A 22084-nucleotide genomic window follows, 5' to 3' on the forward strand; every position below is an offset into this window, starting at 1 on the left:
GTTGGTGAGCGCGGCCTTGGCGGCGCAGTAGTCGATGATCGTGGGGTCGGGGAGGAAGGCGTTGACCGAACTGACGGTCACGACGGCTCCGCCGCCCCGCCGGGTGATTCGGGGCAGCGCGGCACGGGTGGTGCGGACCGCGGACAGGAACGTCAGCGTCAGCGTCGCCGTCCAGTCGTCGTCGGTGACGCTGGTGAACCCGCCCGGTCGGGGTGTGACCGCGCCGGCGTTGTTGATCAGGATGTCGATGCCGTTGCGGTTGTCGGCCGCGTCGACGAGGGCGGGCGGCCCGTCGGGTGTGGACAGGTCGACCGGGACGAAGGTGACGTTGCCGGCGGATTCGAGGGTGGAGATCTCGTCGGTGCGGCTGCGCGCACCTGCGATGACGTGTGCGCCCTCGGCGGCGAGCGCTTCGGTGATCGCGAGGCCGATTCCCTTGCTGGCGCCGGTGACGACGGCGGTCGTGCCGTCGAGTTGGAGGTCCATGGTTCGACCTCCTGGTTCAGCTGTCGGCCGCGGCGGCGTCGTAGGCGGGACCGCGCAGCGGGTTGTCGGGGATGACGACGGTGTAGCCGCGCCCACGCAGGTCGGCGACCACGCCGTCCCAGCTGGTGGGGTCGACGAACGCGCCGTGCACGAACACGACCGTCGGGAGGGTCGGCGCCCGCAGGAGTCACGAATGCCGCGGTGACAGCTGCGACGAACGTCATCGCGGCGACGGCTGCGCGAGTCACTCGAATGATGGCACTCAAGGGTGTGGTCCTTCCCGGTCGCGACGTGGCCCTGCATGCATCAATCCGGTCTTGCCCCGCACGACTGGTTCGACCTCGCGGACGTTCGTGGCACGCTCACGTCGTTCCGGGCCGGCACAATCTGGAAATCCCTGAACGCGACCTCGGATCCTGCCGGCTTTGGTCGCCATTGGTACCGCCGTGTGGGCGGGCCCGACCTCTACGTTCGCACCACGAAACGTCGAAAGTCCACGACCCATAGCCTGTCGAAGGATGCCCTCACCGATACACCGCCACTGGACATGGGTGTTGGGCGGTGTCAGTGTGAATCCGGCCCACATCTTCAGCAGGCACGCGACCGGAAACTGTCGAGAGGAGCCGAGGCCGTGGACATGAGGCCTGGCGATCTGGCCGCAGCGATGCGACGCGAGGCGGCCGCACACTGCGACCACGCGAAGTCGACCAGGGACTCGAACCGGCCGAAGTGGTACGCCCGACACACGGTCGACGAGCGGAACGGACGGCAGGCGTGATGGGAGAATTCGACTACGACGTCATCGTCGTCGGCGCAGGATCGCCGGGCGAGCACTGCGCCGGCGAGTTGGCCGACGGTGGCCTGCGAGTGGCGGTCGTGGAGCGAGAGCTCGCCGGGGGCGAATGCTCATACTGGGCATGTATCCCGTCCAAGACATTGTTGCGCCCGGGCGAGGCGGTACATCAAGCACACGAGGTAGCCGCCAGCGCGCAGATCGATGTCGCTGCCACCTTGGCGTACCGCGACTTCATGGTCTCCGACTACTCCGACGCCGGGCAGCAGACATGGCTCGAGGGCAAGGGCATCGACCTGATCCGCGGCACGGGGCGGCTCGAGGCACCCGGAGTCGTTGAGGTCGACGGTGAGCGGTTCACTGCCGCGCACGTGGTCCTCGCGACAGGGTCCGACCCGATCATGCCGCCCGTGCCTGGACTGGCGGAGTTGCCCGGAGTCTGGACCAACCGTGAGGTAACGGGCATGAAGGCCGTTCCCCGGCACCTGCTGGTTCTCGGCGGCGGTCCGGTCGGCGTCGAGATGGCCCAGGCAGTGTGCCGCCTCGGTGGACAGGTGACCCTCATCGAGGGCGCGCCGCACGTTCTGGCGCGCGGAGCCGCCTCGCTGGGTGAGGCCGTCGGCGACGTTCTGCGTCGCGACGGGGTCGAACTTGTGCTCGGAATGCGCGCGGCGGCGGCACGACGAGACGGTGAGGACTTCGTCCTGGTCCTCGACACGGGCCGGGAGTTGCGTGGTGACCGACTGTTGGTCGCCACCGGACGCCGGCCCCGGGTGACCGACCTCGGTCTCGAAACCGTCGGCGCGACTGTCGATGGCAGCGGTATCCGGGTCGATGCACGGTTGCGTGCGGGCGAGCGTTTGTGGGCCATCGGCGACGTCACCGGCGTGCGGCTGCTGACCCACGTCGGGAAGTACCAAGGCGAGGTCGTCGCCTCAAACATCCTCGGTCATCCCAGAGAAGCCGACTATGCGGCCGTCCCCGACGTCGTCTTCACGGACCCCCAGGCCGCCTCGGTCGGCGCAATCGAGGGCCTCTTCAGCGTGACCGCACGGTTGTCCGAGGTTGCAAAGACTGCGACCTACACTCACGCCTACGCCGAGTCCACCGGGTTCCTGACGCTCGTGAGCGATGGAGATCGGTTGACCGGTGCGTACGGGTTGGGTCCGGAGGCGGGGGAGTGGCTACAACAGGCCACCCTGGCCATCCGCGCCCGTGTTCCCCTCGACGTGATGAGCGATGTCATCCAACCGTTCCCGACATTCTCGGAGGTCTACGTCAACGCTCTGAAGGCATTGCGTACGACGATCGCGGAGGTCGGTCGGCCGGTCCCGGCGGACGCATCCTGAAGGCGATCACGCCCCACCGTCGACCATCGGAGGGATGTGCCGCGGCGAGCGCGATGCGATCCGCGGCCAATGGTTTCGTTCGAACGAAGGGGAGCCCCGGCACCAGGTTTGGAACCCCTCTGCCGTGCTCCATGATCGGACGGGTTCAACGGCACAGGACAGACGAGCAGATGCGACCGGCACGGGTATCCGCACATGTCCGCTCGCGAAAGGACTCGCATTGATCAGCAGAAGAGAATTCTCGCAGTTGGCTGTGGTCGCGGCGGTCTCGCTCTCCGGGTGTGCGTCCACGCAGGCGTTGCGAACCTCCACAGCGGGATCGCATGAATCGTTCGTCGCCCTGAAACAGGTGAAGGCCGGCCTGCTGAACGTGGGCTATGCCGAGGACGGTCCCGCCGGCGGTCCACCGGTCGTCCTCCTGCACGGATGGCCGTACGACATACATAGCTATGCCGATGTCGCGCCGTTGCTTGCAGCCAACGGCTACCGGGTGATCGTTCCGTATCTGCGCGGCTACGGCACCACAGCCTTCCTGTCATCGGACACGTTCCGCAACGGCCAACAATCGGCGGTCGCGCTCGACGTGATCGCGTTGATGGACGCTCTCCAGATTCCGAAAGCCGTACTCGGCGGCTTCGACTGGGGCTCTCGCACGGCGGCCATCGTGGCCGCGCTGTGGCCGGAACGCTGCAAAGCGCTTGTCGCCGTGAGCGGTTACCTGATCACCGACCGAACGGCCAACCTGCAACCACTGGCGCCGCAGGCCGAATACGGGTGGTGGTACCAGTACTACTTCGCCACCGACCGAGGCGTCGAGGGATACCGCCGATACACACGCGACTTCAACAAGCTCATATGGAAGACGGCCTCGCCGAAGTGGAACTTCGACGACGCGACCTACGACCGCACCGCCGCATCCTTCACCAATCCCGACCATGTGGCCATCGTCATCCACAACTACCGATGGCGATTGAGCCTGGCCAACGGCGAGCCGCAATACGACCCGATCGAACAGCAACTCTCCGCCATGCCCGTCATCACCGTGCCCGCCATCACCATTGCCAGTGACTTCGACGGCCCGGCCGCCGACGGGACGTCGTATCGCAGCAAATTCGCCGGGAAGTACGCCCACCGATTCCTTCCCGGCATCGGGCACAACGTGCCGCAGGAAGCCCCCCAGGATTTCGCCAACGCCGTCGTCGAAGTCGACGGCTACTAGTGGGCACCGGCGTTCGTTCGTCGGGGGTCAGGCGGCCGACTCGGGTTCCGGACCGGGCGCATCCGGGTCGTGGCGACGCCGCCGTGCAAGGTGATCGTTGAGATCGGTCCGGGTGGACCGCCAGTCGAACGGGCGGGCGGTGGCGTTGTAGCGGTCTCGAACGACAGAATCCGGGTGGCGAGGGCGTCCAGATCGGCGAAGTCCGCCGGGGCGATCGCCTTGCGTTGCAGGACCGAGAGGTAGATCTCCACCTGGTTCAACCACGACGCGTGCACCGGAAGATGCACCAATGTCGCTGTCGGCCAAGCTGACTACAACCCCGGACGAACCATCGCGCGCCCGACTGCGGGGGATGAGGTCACGCTCTGCCTGCCGTGCTCCGGCCTGCGCACCTCAACCAGATTGGTCGAAACAGGCTGTTGTCGTTGATGTGTCAACCAGATCGAGTCCCTTGAACGTTGTCCGTGAATGAAGCGGGAATGCTGGACAAACCCAACACGCCGATGCCACGACTGCGATAGTCTGACGGGGCGTCGATATGTTAGACGCATCGTCAGCTGGGTCTGAGATTGCACGTTCGTGCCGTCGAGGCTCGATGCCGCCCCACGCGTTCCGGCGGGGGCTGTCCAGGGACCTGCGCTCGCGGGCCCACATCCCAATGTCCAGGCAAGCGGAAACAGGGGGGGCAAAGCATGACAGCGGCCGATAGATCGAAAAGCGCACAATCGCTGGCGCTTTACCGACTTGACCTCGGAGAGGGCAACGTCGGAACACCGGGCGCGCCGATTCTTCACCTCTGACTCCTCGCCCACACGGTACGAGACACCGTGACCGGTCACGGTGAGAGGTGATGGCGCGGATTTCCGCGCCATCTACCCGCCGGAATCCGCGGCCCCACCGCACTACGTCAGCAAGACCACAGCTTCACGACGGCCGGCGTGTACGTCGGTTGAAGAGTCAATTCGAAAGGCAACCTCTCATGGGCAGCACGGACCTCATCACCTACCTGAACTACATGTCTACCTGGGAGACCGAATCAGACGAAAACATCGACCGCATTATTTCTGAGCAGGCGCTCTTCGTAAATCTTGGAGAATTCGATTCAGACGCGGCCGTCAACGCCGAATTCACGACGCTGTACAACTTGTCGTGCGAGGTGCGTGACCTGACCGTTGCGGCGGACGCTACCCAGATTGCCGCCGACGGAGCCGCGGTGGCTGCAATCTGGTCTTTCGGACTTGGGATGGCAGCGTTCGCCGCTCTCCAAGCTGCCGAGATAATTCAGCAAAAGGTCATTTCATCGAAGTCAACCGACCTCAACAATAAGCTGACATCGGCCGACGCTGACATCTCCGCTCAAATCGGCCCGCAGGTGAGTGATTACGTCGCTAAATACAAGCAAAACAACGATCTGATTGCGAGCAAGGCTCCGGTGGGCCTCGACACGCGAACATGTCGCGGCCTTCTACTGCAATTCTTGGCGGAGGTGCAGAGAAACACGACGTTGGATGTTGGGACTTTCAGGCAGTACGCTGAGTCCGCGCGGCGCCTATACAACAGCGACGAGATAAACGCGGTCTACGATGCCTTGGACACGCTGAATCTCAGTAAAAAGACCGATGCCGACGTCAAGAAATTCATGGACTTCCTGGCGGGTTTTGATTTCCCCGGTAAGATTGAGGTATCCATTGTCCAAAATGCGTGCATAGCGATTATGTTCTATAAATTGAAAATTGCGAACGCCACCATTAAGGAACAGGCAGAAGCTGCCGGCCTCCCTGTGGAGGAAGTAGACGCCACTGCTTTTGGTGCCATGGATGCTGTCGGCAAGTTCATCACAGTTGTCGCAGTCGTCATGTCGGTAGCGGACGTTGTGTTTGAAATCCTGGACATTGAGAACGTGGTCACGCAGTGCGAAAAGATGTGCGATCAACTGAACGGGCCCATCAAGCAAAGCTACCTCGACTATTTCAATGGAATTAAAACGTCAGCGCGTGCATACAAGGCGGCAATCCAGCCCGACTCCGGCAATGGTGCCGGACGGGACATCCAGCAGATGCAGAGTCAAATACAGCAGTGGGGCTCGATCACCCAATTCGGGATCCAGATCGCAGAGATCACGGGTACGGCAGACAATCCCGATCAGAAGAGCGGAACAGCCACCAAGACGGACCGCGGGTTCTCGGGCTACAACGGGAGCTGGGAAATCGGAAACTGGGGAGACACGCTCAGATTCACCAACTAGTGGTGGTCGGCGTTGGTTCGTCGGGGCTTCAGGTCCACGCGGTGGGGTCGGCGAGACAGAGGCCGCAAGCGGTGTCCAGGGCGTCCTCGGCGGTGCCGGCGCTGTGGCCGGTGGGCGGGTAGGAGTTTTGGTAGTCGTCGTGGCTGGCGCGGTAGATCGCGAAGCCCCACATGTTGGCGTAGCCGGCGTACTCGAGGCGGTACAGCTGCAGGGTCTGCCCGTCGGTCAGGACGGCGTCGGGGTGGGGGTCCCGACGAGACGTTCGTGCGCGTCGGGAAATGGCGGCGAGTGTGCCGATTCCGATGCCGAGCAGCAGGACCAGGTCGAGCAGTCCTCTTCCGTGACGCTCCCGCGAGTGGTGTTCTGGATGTACGCCACCGACTCCCGGTCTTCGGGACCGGAGCGGATCATCCACGTGTCAAGGAAGGCGCCATGACCACGATCCATCTCCACAAGACGACAACCGCCACGCCCGAGCAGTTCTTGGCCGGTCTCACCGACTTCGGGCCGGGTCGGGAGGAACTGTTCGGCAACAGCGCCGACAGTTATCTCAAGGTGCATCACGAAGGCCCCCACGACGCCGATGTCACGGAGGGCTCGAGCGGCATCTGGGAACGCCTGCACTACGACTGGACCGACCCCCATCACGTGGTGATGACGACAACCGACTCCAACCTGTGGGGTGGCGCCTCGGGCCACACCTACACGCTCACGCCGCTGCCCTCGGGTGGCACCGACGTGGACGCCGTCGTCGTCCGGGACGGCAAGAACATCAAGGGACGGCTGCTCGCGGTCGTGCTCGGGCTCTTCGGTACCCGCGTTCTGGGAAAGCAGTTCACGAAGTCCGTCGAGGCCATCGAAGCTCGAAACGGCGGCGCAGGCGGAAAGAACACCGGGACGGGAGAAGGGTGACCTGACCAGCGGTCGGAGGCTGGCAAGGCCGACGTCACGCAGGTCGAGCTGTCGTGGGATCTGAATCCGACCGAAGGAGCGTCAGGAAGATGAGCACCATGCGGTCGGTCGTCGCCGACACGGTGGGCGAACCGTCCGAGGTTCTGCACCTCGAGGCCCGCCCCGTTCCGGAGCCCGGTCCCGGCCAGGTCCGCATCCGCGTGGGAGCGGTGCCCGTCCATGCCAGCGATCTGCACACCATCCGCGGCAGATATGGATTCACCCCGGAGTTCCCCACCGTGCCCGGAATCGAATCGGTCGGTGTGATCGACGAACTCGGTAGCGGCACAGACGGTCTGACGGTCGGGCAACGTGTCATCACGGTCGGAGTCAGGGGTACGTGGCAGGAGTATGTCGTTGCCGATGTCGAGCGGGTCCTGCCCGTTCCCGTCGGCATGAGCGATTCCACGGCCGCCCAGGTTCTCAGCAATCCGCTCACCGCCGTGATCCTGACGAGCGACGAACTCGACGTTCGACCGGGTGAGTGGCTCCTGCAGACGGCGGCCGGGTCGATCGTGGGTCGGTCGGTCATCCAGCTCGGCGTGCACGCCGGCTTCAAGACCCTCAACGTGGTCCGCCGTCGATCCGCTGTCGAGGACATTCTCGCGTTGGGCGGCACCGCGGTGATCTGCACGGAGGATGAGGACCTGCGCGAACGCGTGGCCGGCATCGCAGGCCACGACGGCGTGTCCAAGGCGATCGACTGCGTCGGCGGTCAGGTCGGCGCGGACGTGTCGCGTGCGTTGGCACCGCACGGTGAGCTGATCGTCTACGGTGCGCTGTCCACGCACCGCCAAACCGATCCCGACAAACTCGCCATCCCGATCTTCGCGCGCTCACTGATATACGAAACCAAGATCGTCCGGGGGTTCTGGCTGCTCCGCTGGTTCACCGAGACCCGGAGGGATCGGATGACCGCAACGATCGACCGGACACTCCGGCTCGTCGACAGCGGCGCGTTGCGGGTGCCGGAGGGCCGGCCGATTCCCGTCGAAAGGTTCGGCGAAGCCGTCGATTTGGCCGAGGCACCCGCACACGGGAGCAAACCACTGCTGATATTCGATCGAGGACGCAGTGCCGGTGGAGTTGACGAATCATCGTGAACCCGACCTACACCACCCACAGCACCGCGGTGCTGTTCGTCGACCCCTACAACGACTTCCTGTCCGAGGGCGGCAAGGTCTGGCCGCAGGTCAAGGCGGTCGCCGAGGACAACAGGCTGCTGGACAATCTGCTCGCGATCACCACGGCAGCACGAGCCACGGGTGTCCGCGTGTTCATCGCACCCCATCGCCGCTGGGAACCGGGCGACTACGAGGACTGGACCCACCCCAATCCGACCCAGGTCGAGATCATGGAACGTCATTCCTTTGCTCGCGGTCAGTGGGGTGGAGATTGGCACCCCGATTTCGCACCGCAGCCAGGCGACGTCGTCGCCAAGGAGCATTGGGGTCAGAGTGGATTCGCCAACACCGACCTCGACCAGCAGCTGCGACAACGCGGAATCACCCACGTCATCATCGTCGGCCTGCTGGCCAACACGTGTATCGAATCAACCGCCCGGTACGCGATGGAACTCGGCTACCACGTCACCCTCGTGAGCGACGGCACGGCCGCCTTCACCCCGGAACTGATGCGAGCCGCACACGAGCTCAACGGCCCCACCTACGCCCACGCAATCCTCGCCACAAACCAGGTGCTCGAACTGCTCGCGAACGCACCGACGCCTCCATGAGCGGTAGCACTGACCTCGAGATTCCATACAGGCCGAACAGACCTCGGCATACTCCTCACCGCGGTTCGCCGGCGGCACCGGTTCCGCCACCAGGTCGCCGTGGTGGCATCCGGCCCAACCACGGACACGACTCAGCGTCCCCGCCGACATGCCGCCGCGCGACCCGCCGGCCGCGACCGGCGTCGCCGCGTCGAAGCCCCCGAACTGGATCGGAATGCGAACTCGAGTGAGGATCGGCCTACGGGACGCTGTAGAACGATTCGACGTTCTCGTGCAGCTTCTTGTACATCGGAGGCGCCTCGTAGGTGTCGGTGACGACTTCGACGTAGACGGCGGTGGTGGCCCGCTCGGCGGTCCTGAGTGCCTCGTCGAGTTCGCCGCAGGTGCCGGCGCGGGCGGTGAACCACTCTGGGCAGCCCATGGCGTGAGGGATTTCAGCATAGTTCCAGGCGGCAACGTCGTTGTAGGCGATGGTCTCGTCCCTGCACAGGAGTCGTTCGCTGAGGTAGCCGGAGTTGTTGAGTACGAAGACAATCGGGTGCAACCCGTGCCGACCGAACTGGCTGATCTCCTGAACGGTCATCTGATGGGAACCTTCGCCGGTGATCAGGATGAGACGGCGACCCGGAGCGCCGACCGCGGCACCGAAAGCCGCCGGAGTCGCCCAGCCAATCGAAGCCCACAGGGTTTGGTTGTGAAACTCCGCGCCCTGGGGCAATTGTGCGAAAGTCAAACCCAGCGAGGAGGTCCCGGTGTCGGTCATGATCACGTCGTCAGGGCGAAAGAAACCAGCCAGGCGCGGATAGAGGGCCTCGGTGGTGATCGCGTCGTCACCGTCACCGCTGATCGGTTCAAGCGTCCCCGGTGCGATGTCCGGTCGCCGAGGACTGTTCGTGATGCGGCCGGAAAGCTGCGCGAGAATGTCGGCCATCTCCACGTTTCGGTACACCACCGAGCCCACCGTGGTGCGGTGGTGGTCGATGGTGATCGTCTTTCCCGGGTCCAGGCGGACGGTGTGTCCTGCGGTGTTTCCGTCTGTGAGCATCGCGCCGATCATCACCACGACGTCACACGATTCGACGAAGGCGCGCACCGGTTCGGCCATCAGCCGGCCGACGTACATGCCGATGTAGTTGGGGTGGTCCTCGCCGAGCACCGACTTGTCGCCGAACATCGTCGCGAAGGGGAGGCCCGCGGCGTCAACGAACGCCGCGGCCGCATGCTGCAGACCCAGCCGCCTCAGCAGCACCCCCGGCAGCACGCATGCCTGCCCTGCGTTGTTCAGTGCAGTGGTCACGGCGTCGGTGGCAGCGGCCAACCGCTCGGGATCGCTGGTCGGCAAGCCGGGCACCTGTGCGGTTCCCAGCACGGGCATGTCCGCGACGTCGCCGGGGAATCCCATGTAGACCGGCCGCCGGTGGTAGAGCGCTGCGGCGATCAGCCGCTCGGTTTCCGCAGCGGCGTTGTGCGGCGTCATGATCGTGCTCGCGCACACGATGGGCTCCGCCATCTTGTGGAACAGGTCGAATTCCCCGTTGCCCAGCGTGTGGTGAACGAGCGCCCGCCCTTCCTGTGTCGCCAGGTTGGGGGTGCCGACCAGATGGAAGATCGCAAGATGTTCGGCGTACGAACCCGCGACACCGCTCATGGCGGCCAGTTCGCCCACCCCATAGGTGGTGCACACCGCGCCGACACCGCGCGTCCGGGCGTACCCATCAGCGGCGTAGGCGGCGTTGAGCTCGTTGCAGCACCCGATCCAATTGATCGCCGGGTGCCCGACGATCGCGTCATTGACGGGGAACGCGTAATCCCCGGCCACGCCGAAGACGTCGCCGACACCAACCTCTTCGAGTCGCCCCAAGACATGCTGAATGACGGTTCCGGCCATGAGTCATTGTCGATCGACTCTCCGACGACGCACAAGCGTCGAGCCCGAAAGGACGACACGCACGTGCGTCCCGTCGTCCCGCGCCTCGGCATCGACCTGGATGAGCGATGGTCACGCGCCCGTCGGCGCGCACCACGAAGGTCTCCCGTTTCTTGCGAAGTGTCTGCCGGAGGTTCCACTCCATGACGGGAGACCTTCGCTGTTCAACGACCTGTCACCGGGTGTCGTGGTGGTCCCTCAACCAACCTGCCTGGGCAGTACGGCCAGTCACAGTGCGTCACTTTGAGACCTTCCATCTCCACCCGCGGATTCCTGATGCCAGGTGGTGTTGTTCCGGCTGCTGCGCTGCAGCGTGTCGGGGGCCGGCAACGCGGAGCGATACGCAGCCCGTTGATCCAATTGCCGTCGCCCGCGTCGTGGCCTTCACCTGCCATTCCGGCAGCCGGGTCACAGCCGTTCGATGATCGTTGCGTTCGCCAATCCTCCTGCCTCGCACATCACTTGCAGGCCGTACCGGCCGTCGATCTGGTCGAGCACGTTGACGAGGCTGGTGGCCAGCCGGGCACCGGAGGCCCCGAGCGGGTGGCCGATCGCGATCGCGCCGCCGTTGACGTTGACCTTGTTCAGGTCGGCGCCGGTCTCGGCCTGCCAGGCGAGCACCACGGAGGCGAACGCCTCGTTCACCTCGAAGGCGTCGATGTCGGCGAGGGTGAGGCCCGCGCGGGCGAGCACCTTGCGGGTTGCCGGGATGATGCCGGTCAGCATCAGGATCGGGTCGTCCCCGGCCACGGCGAACGAGTGCACCCGGGCCCGCGGCCGCAGCCCCAGCCGGGCGGCCGCGTCCTCGCCGGTGACGAGCACCGCCGCGGAGCCGTCGTTGACCGGAGAACTGTTGCCCGCGGTCACCTTCCAGTCCACGTCCGGGAAGCGCGCCGCCCACCCCTCGCTGCGGAAGGCGGGCCGCAGCCCGGCGAGCACGTCGGTCGTCGTGCCGGGCCGGATCGTCTCGTCGGTTCGCAGGCCGTTCACGAGCGTGATCTGGCTGTCGAACAGGCCGTCCTTCCAGGCGCGCGCCGCACGCTCGTGCGACATCGCCGAGTACTCGTCGAGTTGGGCACGGGAGAGGTTCCACTTCTGCGCGATCAGTTCGGCACTGATGCCCTGCGGCACCAGACCGTTGTCGTAGCGCGCCGCCACCAGGGGTCCGCGGAAGTCCAGACCGAGGGTCTGGCTGCCGATCGGGATCCGGCTCATCGACTCGACACCCGACGCGACGGCGACGTCGTACGCCCCCGCGATCACGCCCTGGGCCGCGAAGTGCAGCGCCTGCTGGCTGCTTCCGCACTGCCGGTCCACTGTCACACCGGGCACCGTCTCCGGGTAGCCGGCGGCCAGCAGCGCCCAGCGGGCGGTGTTGCCCGACTGCTCGCCGACCTGGCCCACGGCGCCGCTGATCACGTCGTCGATGTGGGCGGCGTCGATGCCGGTGCGCTCGACGATCGCACGGAGCGAGGCCGCATGCAGATCCACCGGATGGATCTCGGCGTACGCGCCACCGGGCTTGCCCTTGGCGAGCGGGGTGCGGACCGCGTCCACGATGACTGCTGAGTTCATGACGGTTCTCCCTTTCAGTTGGCGCTGATCGCGCCGGTGGTGAGGGTGGACAGGTTCGACCGCACCCTTCGGGTGACGTCGTCGGCGTGCGCCTCGTCGGCGCCCTCGGCCAGGGCGTCGAGAATGCGGGCGACGATGACCGCCGGGTCCGACTTCGGCACGTCGAGGCCCGCGGTCATCGGCGTGTCGGTGTAGCCGAGGTGGGCACCGAGGACCTGGGTGCCCTGGCCGGCGAGCTCGAGCCGCAACGTGTTGGTCAAACCCCACACCGCAGCCTTGGACGGGCTGTACGCGCCCGGGGTGGCGAGCCAGCTGAGCACCGAGTGCACGTTGACGATCGCGCCACCTCCTGCGGCGGCCAGTGCCGGCGCGAACGCGCGCGTCACCTGCAGCGGGCCGAACAGGTTCGCCTCGAAGGTGTCCCGGATCTCCGCGATGGGCGAGGACAGCAGCGACCGGGCGCCGACCACGCCGGCATTGTTGACGAGCACGGTCACGTCCGCAGCCTGGGCGGCCGCCGCCTCGATCGAGTCCGCGTCGGTCACGTCCAGGCGAAGTGGCACCACCCGCGCATCGGCCCAGTCCAGGTCTCTGCGGGCCGCGGCGTACACCTTCGTCGCCCCGCGCTCGAGGAACTGCCGCACGAACTCGCGCCCCAGGCCGCCGTTGGCGCCGGTGACCATCACGACGCTTCCCTCGATCTGCATCTCGCCGCTCCCTCTGGATCGGATATTTGAAGTCAGTAACGTCACGCTACACTCTGACTGCAGACAATTGAAGTCAGAGTTCGGTGAGGTGAGCCACATGCGACTCCGCATGCCGTTGGACGACCGGTCGACCTGGTCGCCGGTCGGACAGTGCCCGATCGAGAAGGCGATGGGCGTGGTCGGCTCCCGGCCGGCGATGCTGATCATGCGCGAGGCGCACTACGGCACCCGGCGCTTCGACGACTTCGTCGCCCGGGTCGGGCTGGCGCCGGGCACCGCCGCCACCCATCTGCGCGCCCTGACCGACGCCGGCCTGATCGCGCGACAGCCCTACCGGGAAGAGGGGGTCCGCACCCGGGACGAGTACGTACTGACGGAGGCGGGCATCGACCTGATGCCGGTCGTCATCGGCTTGTTCGAGTGGGGCGCCAAGCACACGGACGGCAGTGACCGACTCGAGTACGCACACGCCGGCTGCGGTGAACCCGTAGCACTCCGCGTGGTATGCGCCGCCGGCCATGATCTCGGTGCCGACGAGGTCGAGGTGCGACTCGCCACGGAGCGATGACGCCACCATGCGAACGGTCCTCCGCGGAACGACCTGACGCGATGCCGGCGCCCGTGGCTGCGTCATCGGCACCTGCGAGATCTGGTGCCAGGGGGATTCCGGCCCGGACGAGGCGGTCGGGTGCGGAACGGGTCACGGGTGACGGATGAGGTCCGCAGCTACCGGCTCCACGTCGACCCGAACCCGCCGGCTGCATCGGCGAGCTCATTGTTCGGGGGAGTCGAGTACCGCCCGCCCGAGCCACCGGCAGGCGATGAGGGCGAGTTCGAGATCGAGGCGCTCGTCGTCGAGTGGTCGCCCGCGTTCGTCGAGGGCCTTGTCGACGCGGTACTTGACGGTGTTCTTGTGCAGGTGGATGCGCTCGGACGTCGCGGTGTAGCTCCGGTTCGCCGCGAGGAACGTCAGCAGGGTGTCGCGAAGTTTGTGGGCGTGCTCGGTGTCGGCGGCGAGTTGTCCGAGGGCTCTGCGCACCATGCGCCGAGCAGCCTCGACATCGCCTGCTAGCAGCGCGGCGACGCGCACCTCGGGATCGGCGAAGGCGGTCAGTGTGCGGGCGCGGTCCTGCGCCACGAGCGCGACCTGCTGCGCGTGCGCGGCCTCCAGGTGGGTGATTCGGAAGCCCTCCGGGCCGGCCGCGGTCGTCCCGGTCGCGGCGAAGGTCCCGCTCGGTGCACGCTCGAGCACGGTCGTGAGGTCCCCGATGCGCGGTGGGGCGCCGTCACGTCCCAACCCGATCCATCCCCAGGCGGTCAGTTGATCCTTGGCGAAGAACAGGGGTTTCCCGGTGCCGCCCGCCGCCTCGCTCATCGCCACGAGGACGCGTTCGAGCTGTCTGAGGTCGGCGCCGGACGGTCCGGTCCCGGCGCTCCACAGTACGACGCCCAGGTGATGCCGACGCAGCCGATAGCCGAGGCCGGCTTCGGTGGTGGGCACGTCTGTTCGTTTGCCGGCGAGCAGGTTGTCGAGGGTGACCGTCCGAACCGTGTTCCGGGCTGCCATCCAGCGTTCGAGCTCCGACTCGTACTGGTCGACGACCGCCTCGGAGATCTTGTCGACGTACTTGAACGTGACTGTGATGACGCGCTGACCGGCGGTGAACGCCACCCGGGTGTCCGGCTCACGGCGCGCGATCTCGGCGAATGCCCAGTCGACGACGTGTTGCTGGCCGAGCCGGTAGGCACGCACCAACGCGTTCGACGAGATCCCGCGCTGCGCGAGCCGCCGGGCGTACTCGTCGGCCACGGCCGGGGTGGAGATCTCGTCGATCGGGATGTCGTAGCGCAGGGTGTCGGCGAGCATCTCCAGGTTGGCTTCGACGCTGGCCCGCATCAGGTCGAGGATCATCGGCCCGTCGCGGACGTCGGCGATGGCATCGGACAGCGCGGCGGTCAGTGCGACGGTGAGTTCCGGTGCGCGGGCGGCGAGTGTGGTCGCGATCTGCACGACGAGGTCGGCGGCGCGGCCGGCGATCTCGTCATCGGTTTCGGAAGCCATCGGTGCCTCCTGGTCGTGCCGTGCTTGGTTCCTGAGACCAACTCTGAGTCGCGGTCGTCGTTCTGGCAAGACAATCCGCCCACCTACGCGGTTCGCGAGGCATGAACCCGGACGGAACTTCGTGCCCCGAGGCCAAGAACTGCCGTACCGGTGGCTCCTAACGTTGGCTCCGCGCCATCGGAAAGTCTCGTCACGAAGGACCGTCATGCACCACCACGAGCCCAGTCGTCGTCCGCCGCCCCGCCCGACCTCGGTGCACACGATCGCGCTCGGCGCGGGGGTCTCGGCCGCCACACCAGCGATTGTCGTCACCGGATCCCTGCTTCTCGGTACCGCGATCGCGGTGGCTCTCGCCGCCGCCATTGTCGTTGCCTCCGTTGTCATCTGACACCATTCCACCCCAACCCATCGAAGGAATCCTCGCATGACCATCGCGCCTGACGCGCCCGCCGACGAGCTCACCGCCCCGCTCGATCTGCTGCTCGCCCAGTCGGCGCTCGGCCTGGGCCGGCGGATGTTGCCGAATCGATCGTGGCTGCGCCTGTCGGCCGGTCTGGCCAGATCTCCGCACCGCCTGATCGGACGCGGCCGTGGACTGGCCGTCGAGCTCACCAGGGTGGCGCGAGGCACCTCGACCCGGATACCTGCGAAATCCGACAAGCGCTTCGCCGACCCGGCATGGGAGGGCAACCCGATCCTGCGGCGGACCATGCAGGCCTACCTCGCCACCGCGGACACCGCGAACCAGCTGCTCGGCGATGCCGACCTGGACTGGCGCGACCGCGAACGCCTCCAGTTCGTCGTCGACAACATCGTCGACGCGGCGGCGCCGAGCAACAATCCGCTGCTCAACCCGCTCGGATACAAGGCGGTCATCGACACGGGCGGCGCCAGTGTGCTGCGCGGGGTCGGACACCTGCTCCGTGATCTCGCGACCGCGCCGCGCGTGCCGGCGATGGTCGAATCCGACTCGTTCACCGTGGGCGGGACGGTGGCCGCGACCCCCGGCTCGGTGATCTACCAGTCGAGGGTGCTCGAGCTGATTCAGTACACGCCCAGGACGGAGAGGGTACGCACCGCCCCGGTTCTTATGGTGCCGCCGGTGATCAACAAGTTCTACGCGGTCGACATGGCGCCGGGCCGGAGCATGGTCGAGCACTTCCTCGACCAGGGGCAGCAGGTGTTCGCGATCTCCTGGCGGAATCCTCGGACACGCCACCGCACATGGGGATTCGACACCTACGGGCAGGCGATCGTCGATGCGATCGGCGCCGTGGAGCGGATCACCGGGAGCGATCGGACGCACCTGTTCGCCACCTGTTCGGGTGGGATGCTGGCGGCGATGGTCGCCGCACATCTGGCCGACATCGGGGAGGGCGACCGGGTGGCGAGCCTGGCGTTGGCGGTGACGGTCCTCGACCAGAGCCGCGCCGGTCTCGCCGCGGCGGCACTGGACGAGTTCACCGCGCGTGAGGCCGTTCGGGTCTCGGCCGCCCGTGGATTCCTCGACGGCCGGTCGTTGGCCGAGGTGTTCGCCTGGTTGCGGCCCAACGACCTGGTGTGGCGGTACTGGGTGAACAACTACATCCAGGGCCGCACGCCGACGCCGTTCGACGTGCTGTTCTGGAACGCGGACACCACTCGGATGACCGCCGCGCTGCACCGGGACATGGTCGAGGTCGGCCTGACGAACGCCCTGGCCACCCCCGGTGCCGCCACCATGCTCGGCACCGCCGTCGACCTGTCGAAAGTCACCGCGGACGCCTACGTGATCGCCGGCGTCGCCGACCACATCAGCCCGTGGCAGGCGTGCTACCGCAGCGCACGACTGCTCGGCGGCGACACGACCTTCGTGCTGTCCACCAGCGGCCATCTCGCCGCGCTGGTCAACCCGCCCGGCAACCCGCGTGCCTCCTACCGGGTCGGCCCGCCGGACGCCGAGGCAGCGGACGCGTGGCCGGCCGCAGCCGAGCGCCATCCGGACTCCTGGTGGCCGCACTACGTCGACTGGCTGGCCGACCGCAGCGGGCCCGAGAAGGGCGCGCCCGCGGCCCTCGGCGCGGCGGACCTGCCGCCGCTGATGCCCGCCCCGGGCTCCTACGTCCGCGAACACTGAACCCCCACAACGACTCTCGAAGGACGAGACACCATGGCCATCGCCATCGGACAACCCGCCGACCTGATCGACCTCGTCGGCACCGAACTCGGCGTGACCGACTGGTACCCGATCACCCAGGCCCGGGTGAGCGAGTTCGCCGACGCGACCGGCGATCACCAGTGGATCCACACCGACCCGCGGCGTGCCACCCGCGGCCCTTTCGGGGGCACGATCGCGCACGGATACCTGACGTTGTCGCTCGCCTCTCGTGCGATCGGGGAGTTGCTGCGGATCGAGCACCTGCAGGCCGCGGTCAACTACGGCGTCAACAAGGTGCGCTTTCCCGCGCCGGTCCCGGTCGGGTCGAAGGTCCGGGCGAGCGCGCGGGTGGCCTCGGCGCGAGCGCGCGAGTCCGGAGTCGAGGCGGTGCTGGCCGTGACTTTCGAGGTGGCCGGGTCGCCCCGTCCGGCCTGTGTCGCCGACTGCGTCGTGATCTACCGGTGATTGCGCCCGACCCGAGGGGCCGCGGGAGTTCCCGGTGGATGCACCGATCCGGATCACCCGGTCGCGATCGCCGACGCACCCCACGGGGGAGCGCGGCGGCGGCATCGGCATCGCCGAGATCGGTACCCGCCGGCGCGTCACCGGATCGGTGCGGGTACCTGTGTCGCCTGATCGCGGAAGGGTCGCCGAATGCCGTCGCCGAAGTCGGCGACGGTGGACCCTGCTCGTGCGCTCGACCAGCCTCGACGTCGGATAATGTCATAAGGCAGCTTATCGGCACTTGGGGGCGCGGCCCGCGTCCGTGTTCACCGGTTCACGACCGGCCCGGACCGGGGTGGGGCACGCCGCGCGACCGTTCGGGTCCGAGTGACGGCGGACGATGACCGGTCGGCGATCTCGCGCGGTGGCGCCGGGTGTGTTTCGAAACTCATGGCGGGGGAATCCGTCCAACGGTGCACGGCCCGGGGGCGTCGACGGGAGTCCAGGGTTGTCGACGGGAGAAGAACGTTGACTCGACAGCGGCACGCGTTGCGCGGACACGGTGCGGGCACCGTCGATCTCGGGCGTGCGATGTTCGCTCCGCAGGTTCTGCGCGAATGCGCCCTGCTGGCCGACGGCGAGAGGGGCGTTCTGGTCGGGTCACAGGGTGAGTGCGCGTGGATGTGTGTTCCGCGGTGGGACTCCGGTGCCGTGTTCGCGTCGTTGATCGGGGGAGCGGGTGGTTATGCGATCACCCCGGTCACCCGGTCGGTGTGGGGCGGCTACTACGAACCCGATTCGATGATCTGGCGCAGTCGCTGGGTGACCGACGACGGCATCGTCGAATGCCGCGAAGCGCTGGCGTATCCGGGCGATCTCCACAAGGCCGTGCTCATCCGGCGGATCATCGCGGTGCAGGGCGAAGCGCGTGTTCGCGTCGTGCTGGACGTGCGAGCGGACTTCGGGCGGCATCGAATGGTCCGCGTCGAGTGCCGGGACGGCGTGTGGCGCGCCCGCTCCGGCGCCGTGTACGTGCGGTGGTCGGGTGCGACATCGGTGACGCGCGACGGTCGCGGGCCGCTGGTGGCCACGATCACGGTGCCGGAGGGGCGGTGTCACGACTTGGTCCTGGAGTTGTCGGATCAGGTGTTGGGGGAGGGAGTGTCCGCCGACGAGTTGTGGGAGCGAACCGAACACACGTGGTCCACGATGGTTCCGGAGATCGGACCGTCCATCGCCCCTCGGGATGCGCGGCACGCCCACACCGTTCTGCGTGGACTCACGAGCGCGACCGGGGGAATGGTTGCGGCGGCGACGATGTCGCTACCGGAGCGGGCCGAACAGGGTCGCAACTACGACTACCGGTACGTGTGGATCCGCGACCAGTGCTTCGCCGGTCAGGCGATCGCGGTCAGCGGCGGCGACACGCTCCTCGACGACGCCGTGTCGTTCGTCTGCGATCGACTGCTGGAGGACGGACCCGCGCTGCGGCCGGCCTACACGGTCAGCGGGGGCAAGGTTCCGGACGAGTCCGAGCTGGACCTGCCCGGGTACCCCGGCGGGGGTGCCCGCATTGGGAACTGGGTCAACGACCAGTTCCAGCTCGACACCGTCGGCGAGGCGCTGCTCCTGTTCGGTACCGCGGGCAGCCTCGAGCGTCTCGACACCCGACACTGGAGGGCGGTCGAGCAGGCGGTCGCCTGTATCGAGAGTCGGTGGACCCGGCCCGATGCGGGCATCTGGGAACTCGCCGACGCGCACTGGGCGCACTCGCGGTTGACCTGCGCGGCGGGGCTGCGCGGTGTGGTGGGGATCGCGTCGAGGACCGACGCGGCGCGTTGGAGCGCGCTCGCCGACGCGATCGTCGCCGACACCGCGGCGACCTGCACGCATCCGTCGGGTCGATGGCAACGTGCGAGCGACGATTCCCGGGTCGACTGCGCCCTGCTGGCGGCCGCGATCCGGGGTGCGGTGCCGGAGGACGACCCGCGTACCGTCGCGACCTACGATGCGGTCCGCACGGAGCTCGGACGGGACGGCTACGTGTATCGCTTCCGGCAGGACGAACGCCGCCTGGCGTCGGCGGAGGGCGCGTTCCTGCTGTGCGGCTTCCTGATGGCACTGGCGGCCCAACAGCAGGGACACGACGTCGAGGCCGTGCGGTGGTTCGAGCGCAATCGCGCGGCCTGCGGACCGCCGGGGCTGTTCACCGAGGAGTACGACGTCGACCAGCGTCAGCTCCGCGGAAATCTGCCGCAGGCCTTCGTCCACGCACTGCTGCTCGAGGCCTCCGCGCGCCTCGCGCAGCCCTGGACCGCGGTGCGGCATTGGCGATGAACGACCTGCCCGCGGCTCCTCGACGGACCGTGTTTCAACCCGTGCCTGTCGACCCGACCCGGCCGCGTGCGGAACCGAGCACCACCATCGCCACGCCGAGGCCGAGTGCAGCCAGTTGTCGGCCCGTGTTTGATCGGGATGAAGCTCGCGTCGTCTGCTGGTCGACCACGAGGCCGCAGATCAGCAGGAGGTGGATCAGGCGATGAGTGTCCGTCGAGCACCTCGGCCGGCTGCTGCCGAACCCCGGACTTCCAGCGCCGGCATCGTCTCGGCCGGTTGCCCAGGGCCGGTTCCGGGTAAACGACCCTTGACCGGGATCCACCCGGCCCGCAGTGGCCCACCCGAAGGGATTCGCTCCGACGGCGCCCGGCGCCCTCGTGCTGCCCGGAGGTGTCGTGAACGCCGATGCGCTGCGCACGGCATCGGCGGACGAGGAGGTACACCATCATGATTCCGCACGAGACCACCGATCGACCGGCATCGCACGACGCCCCGATGCCGGGTGACCCGAGGAAGGAATGGAGCGGCCCGGGTCCCCGGCCCGCGGGCCGGATGTGGGTCCCGCGCAGCCGTGGGGCGCTCAGCGGTCTCCTCCTCGTACTGCTGGGGGCGTGGGGAGCGCTGATTCCGTTGATCGGGCCGTATTTCGCGTTCGGGTTCACACCGGACCGGGCGTGGACGTGGACCTCGGGGAGAGGGTGGCTCGAAGTCCTTCCGGGGGTCGTGACCGCGGTGGGCGGTGTGTTGCTGCTGGTCAGCCGGCACCGTGCGGTCGCCGGATTCGGTGCCTGGCTGGCCGCTCTCGGCGGGGCCTGGTTCGTTGTCGGTCCCGAATTGGCCGCGCCGCTGCACACCGGCGATCCCGGGACCCCGACAGCAACCGGTGCCTGGTCGGCAGCACTGCAGCAACTGGCGTACTTCGAGGGTCTCGGCATCGTCATCGTGTTCGTCGCCGCCGCCTCGCTCGGCAGACTGTCGGTGCACAGCCACCGGGACGCCGAACGCGCCGCCCGGCGGGCACCCGCCGGGGCGCTCTCGGCGCCCGCAGAGACCGGGACACCGGCGCAACATTGACCCTCCTCGCAGCCGCAGGAGTCGCCCTGACCGGGTAGGACGTCCCAGAACGTCGCGTTGCCGAGAGGCCCGCGCCGCCGGGTTCGTCGAAATGCGGAACCGCCCGGCGGGGCACGTTCGGGGTGGGAGGCCCTCCTCGATCAGCGCGATCGGACCGTGCTCGAGCACACCTCGGTCGGGGCGGACGCCGGCTCGGCCTCTTCGGCGGGGTCCGAGCCACGCTCCGGCGAGTATCGGGCGTGCGCGTCGAGCAAGGCCCGCAGGGCCGGTTGTTCGGCAGCCAGTTCGTCCCACGCCATGCTCGGTGGAATTCCGTTCTCGATCGCCTGGTCCAGCTTCGCGGCCAAGTGATTGGTCCAGCGTTGCTGCAGGGCCAGGAAGAGGCCGTCGATACCACCGAAGAGGCGTGCGGCGTCTGGCAGGTTGGCGAACAACAGCGGCGACTGCGCGTCGGCCGTCGCCCGCTCCAGAACCGTGTCGATGATTGCAGTGCGTGCGTGGACGTCGGACCATGACATCCTGATCGCCTCCGTGATTGCCGGTGTGTCAACGGAATCGAAACTATTCACGACAGGGGGAGGAGTCACGAGTAGCGCGCTACCCCACCTGCCGGGGGTGCGGAGCCGGGTGCACGGTCGCGGTCCGGGAGGTGTAGGTAGTGGTGGGCTCGGCGACACGAAGGGCGACGCCGCGCTGCCGGGAGCCGCACGTCACCGACCCGGCGGCCGTGCACGTGCCGCAGTCGATCAGACGCCGCACCGGACGGCACGCTGCACCCCCGTCGACGAGTGCCACCGCCAGGTTGGATCGGTCACTGTGGACGCCGGTTCGGTCCGTTCACTGCGTCTTCTCGTCGGGCGGGTCCGGGTCGGGTTGGTTCAGCTGCTTCATCTCGCTCTTCAGAATGCGCAGGGATCGCCCGAGTCCCCGGGCAACGTCGGGCAGCCGCTTCGAGCCGAACAGCACGACGAGGACGACGAGGACGATCAGCCAGTGCATCGGACTGAGTTCACCCATGAGAAGAACCCTCCACCTCGAGGGCG

The 22084-nt window shown here is 67.4% G+C and carries 18 protein-coding genes and 2 pseudogenes; 11 read left to right on the forward strand and 9 right to left on the reverse strand.

Going from position 1 to position 22084, the window contains the following annotated elements; translation table 11 throughout:
* Nucleotides 1-486 (reverse strand): SDR family NAD(P)-dependent oxidoreductase (locus tag ABD951_RS17125; protein ID WP_345347429.1); only part of this gene is annotated, 486 nt, incomplete at its 3' end.
* 22 nt (nt 487-508) lie between these two features.
* Nucleotides 509-710 (reverse strand): annotated as a pseudogene (locus tag ABD951_RS28710) (alpha/beta fold hydrolase); the annotation flags it as partial.
* A gap of 553 nt (nt 711-1263) precedes the next feature.
* On the opposite strand from ABD951_RS28710, the gene ABD951_RS17135 reads away from it, so the two are divergent.
* From ABD951_RS17135 to ABD951_RS17145, 3 genes are all read left to right on the forward strand, one after another.
* A complete protein-coding gene (locus ABD951_RS17135) occupies nt 1264-2628 on the forward strand; it encodes a dihydrolipoyl dehydrogenase family protein (RefSeq protein ID WP_345347435.1) in 1365 nt (454 codons plus the stop codon).
* Nucleotides 2629-2848: 220 nt separating this feature from the next.
* Nucleotides 2849-3847 carry an alpha/beta fold hydrolase gene (locus ABD951_RS17140; RefSeq protein WP_345347438.1) on the forward strand — a complete coding sequence of 333 codons (999 nt, stop codon included), beginning with the start codon at nt 2849-2851 and terminating at the stop codon, nt 3845-3847.
* A gap of 979 nt (nt 3848-4826) precedes the next feature.
* The gene (locus ABD951_RS17145) at nt 4827-6092 is read left to right on the forward strand and encodes a hypothetical protein (RefSeq protein ID WP_345347441.1); all 1266 of its coding nucleotides are present in this window, start codon (nt 4827-4829) and stop codon (nt 6090-6092) included.
* Between the two features lie 28 nt (nt 6093-6120).
* Here the strand turns inward: ABD951_RS17145 and ABD951_RS17150 are convergent, their stop codons facing one another.
* Complete coding sequence (locus ABD951_RS17150; protein WP_345347444.1) at nt 6121-6507, reverse strand: hypothetical protein; 387 nt, start codon at nt 6505-6507, stop codon at nt 6121-6123.
* 17 nt (nt 6508-6524) lie between these two features.
* On the opposite strand from ABD951_RS17150, the gene ABD951_RS17155 reads away from it, so the two are divergent.
* The 3 genes from ABD951_RS17155 to ABD951_RS17165 all read left to right on the forward strand — a co-directional run bounded on the left by ABD951_RS17155 (nt 6525) and on the right by ABD951_RS17165 (nt 8778).
* Nucleotides 6525-7004 carry a hypothetical protein gene (locus ABD951_RS17155; RefSeq protein ID WP_345347447.1) on the forward strand — a complete coding sequence of 160 codons (480 nt, stop codon included), beginning with the start codon at nt 6525-6527 and terminating at the stop codon, nt 7002-7004.
* A gap of 89 nt (nt 7005-7093) precedes the next feature.
* A complete protein-coding gene (locus tag ABD951_RS17160) occupies nt 7094-8146 on the forward strand; it encodes a zinc-dependent alcohol dehydrogenase family protein (protein ID WP_345347450.1) in 1053 nt (350 codons plus the stop codon).
* Nucleotides 8143-8778, forward strand: a complete 636-nt coding sequence (locus ABD951_RS17165; RefSeq protein ID WP_345347453.1) for a cysteine hydrolase family protein — start codon at nt 8143-8145, stop codon at nt 8776-8778. The genes ABD951_RS17160 and ABD951_RS17165 overlap by 4 nt, the downstream gene beginning before the upstream one ends.
* A gap of 238 nt (nt 8779-9016) precedes the next feature.
* On the opposite strand, the gene ABD951_RS17170 is transcribed toward ABD951_RS17165, so the two are convergent.
* The 3 genes from ABD951_RS17170 to ABD951_RS17180 form a co-directional block, all read right to left on the reverse strand.
* Nucleotides 9017-10666, reverse strand: a complete 1650-nt coding sequence (locus ABD951_RS17170) for an alpha-keto acid decarboxylase family protein (RefSeq protein WP_345347456.1) — start codon at nt 10664-10666, stop codon at nt 9017-9019.
* Nucleotides 10667-11113: 447 nt separating this feature from the next.
* The gene (locus ABD951_RS17175; RefSeq protein WP_345347459.1) at nt 11114-12280 is read right to left on the reverse strand and encodes a thiolase family protein; all 1167 of its coding nucleotides are present in this window, start codon (nt 12278-12280) and stop codon (nt 11114-11116) included.
* Nucleotides 12281-12294: 14 nt separating this feature from the next.
* A complete protein-coding gene (locus tag ABD951_RS17180; protein WP_345347462.1) occupies nt 12295-12987 on the reverse strand; it encodes an SDR family oxidoreductase in 693 nt (230 codons plus the stop codon).
* 97 nt (nt 12988-13084) lie between these two features.
* On the opposite strand from ABD951_RS17180, the gene ABD951_RS17185 reads away from it, so the two are divergent.
* Nucleotides 13085-13555, forward strand: coding sequence for a winged helix-turn-helix transcriptional regulator (locus ABD951_RS17185; RefSeq protein ID WP_345347465.1), 471 nt, complete (start codon nt 13085-13087; stop codon nt 13553-13555).
* A 204-nt stretch (nt 13556-13759) separates the two neighbouring features.
* Here ABD951_RS17185 and ABD951_RS17190 read toward each other — a convergent pair whose 3' ends face one another.
* On the reverse strand, nt 13760-15049 hold the full coding sequence (locus ABD951_RS17190; protein WP_345347468.1) for an RsbRD N-terminal domain-containing protein: 1290 nt from the start codon (nt 15047-15049) through the stop codon (nt 13760-13762).
* A gap of 424 nt (nt 15050-15473) precedes the next feature.
* On the opposite strand from ABD951_RS17190, the gene ABD951_RS17195 reads away from it, so the two are divergent.
* From ABD951_RS17195 to ABD951_RS17210, 4 genes are all read left to right on the forward strand, one after another.
* Nucleotides 15474-17165: a PHA/PHB synthase family protein gene (locus ABD951_RS17195; RefSeq protein ID WP_345347471.1), complete on the forward strand. Its 1692-nt coding sequence runs from the start codon at nt 15474-15476 to the stop codon at nt 17163-17165.
* Nucleotides 17166-17198: 33 nt separating this feature from the next.
* Nucleotides 17199-17651, forward strand: a complete 453-nt coding sequence (locus ABD951_RS17200; protein WP_345347474.1) for a MaoC family dehydratase — start codon at nt 17199-17201, stop codon at nt 17649-17651.
* A gap of 570 nt (nt 17652-18221) precedes the next feature.
* Entirely contained in the window at nt 18222-19967 is a 1746-nt protein-coding gene (locus tag ABD951_RS17205) for a glycoside hydrolase family 15 protein (protein WP_345347610.1), read from the forward strand.
* A 447-nt stretch (nt 19968-20414) separates the two neighbouring features.
* Entirely contained in the window at nt 20415-21041 is a 627-nt protein-coding gene (locus ABD951_RS17210) for a hypothetical protein (protein ID WP_425569870.1), read from the forward strand.
* A 140-nt stretch (nt 21042-21181) separates the two neighbouring features.
* Here the strand turns inward: ABD951_RS17210 and ABD951_RS17215 are convergent, their stop codons facing one another.
* Both ABD951_RS17215 and tatA read right to left on the reverse strand, forming a co-directional pair.
* Nucleotides 21182-21559, reverse strand: a complete 378-nt coding sequence (locus ABD951_RS17215) for a hypothetical protein (RefSeq protein WP_345347477.1) — start codon at nt 21557-21559, stop codon at nt 21182-21184.
* Between the two features lie 340 nt (nt 21560-21899).
* A pseudogene (gene tatA, locus ABD951_RS17220) lies at nt 21900-22058 on the reverse strand (Sec-independent protein translocase subunit TatA); the annotation flags it as partial.
* Between the last annotated feature and the right edge of the window lie 26 nt (nt 22059-22084).

The organism is Rhodococcus olei (genome assembly GCF_039540555.1).
Classification (GTDB): domain Bacteria; phylum Actinomycetota; class Actinomycetes; order Mycobacteriales; family Mycobacteriaceae; genus Rhodococcus_G; species Rhodococcus_G olei.

Excerpts from the sequence above, each read along its gene's own strand:
- ABD951_RS17135 (WP_345347435.1), top strand. The coding sequence starts at position 1,264 with ATGGGAGAATTCGACTACGACGTCATCGTCGTCGGCGCAGGATCGCCG.
- ABD951_RS17145 (WP_345347441.1), top strand. The coding sequence starts at position 4,827 with ATGGGCAGCACGGACCTCATCACCTACCTGAACTACATGTCTACCTGG.
- ABD951_RS17155 (WP_345347447.1), top strand. The coding sequence starts at position 6,525 with ATGACCACGATCCATCTCCACAAGACGACAACCGCCACGCCCGAGCAG.
- ABD951_RS17160 (WP_345347450.1), top strand. The coding sequence starts at position 7,094 with ATGAGCACCATGCGGTCGGTCGTCGCCGACACGGTGGGCGAACCGTCC.
- ABD951_RS17170 (WP_345347456.1), bottom strand. The coding sequence starts at position 10,666 with ATGGCCGGAACCGTCATTCAGCATGTCTTGGGGCGACTCGAAGAGGTT.
- ABD951_RS17175 (WP_345347459.1), bottom strand. The coding sequence starts at position 12,280 with ATGAACTCAGCAGTCATCGTGGACGCGGTCCGCACCCCGCTCGCCAAG.
- ABD951_RS17180 (WP_345347462.1), bottom strand. The coding sequence starts at position 12,987 with ATGCAGATCGAGGGAAGCGTCGTGATGGTCACCGGCGCCAACGGCGGC.
- ABD951_RS17185 (WP_345347465.1), top strand. The coding sequence starts at position 13,085 with ATGCGACTCCGCATGCCGTTGGACGACCGGTCGACCTGGTCGCCGGTC.
- ABD951_RS17190 (WP_345347468.1), bottom strand. The coding sequence starts at position 15,049 with ATGGCTTCCGAAACCGATGACGAGATCGCCGGCCGCGCCGCCGACCTC.
- ABD951_RS17195 (WP_345347471.1), top strand. The coding sequence starts at position 15,474 with ATGACCATCGCGCCTGACGCGCCCGCCGACGAGCTCACCGCCCCGCTC.
- ABD951_RS17200 (WP_345347474.1), top strand. The coding sequence starts at position 17,199 with ATGGCCATCGCCATCGGACAACCCGCCGACCTGATCGACCTCGTCGGC.
- ABD951_RS17205 (WP_345347610.1), top strand. The coding sequence starts at position 18,222 with ATGTTCGCTCCGCAGGTTCTGCGCGAATGCGCCCTGCTGGCCGACGGC.
- ABD951_RS17210 (WP_425569870.1), top strand. The coding sequence starts at position 20,415 with ATGATTCCGCACGAGACCACCGATCGACCGGCATCGCACGACGCCCCG.
- ABD951_RS17215 (WP_345347477.1), bottom strand. The coding sequence starts at position 21,559 with ATGTCATGGTCCGACGTCCACGCACGCACTGCAATCATCGACACGGTT.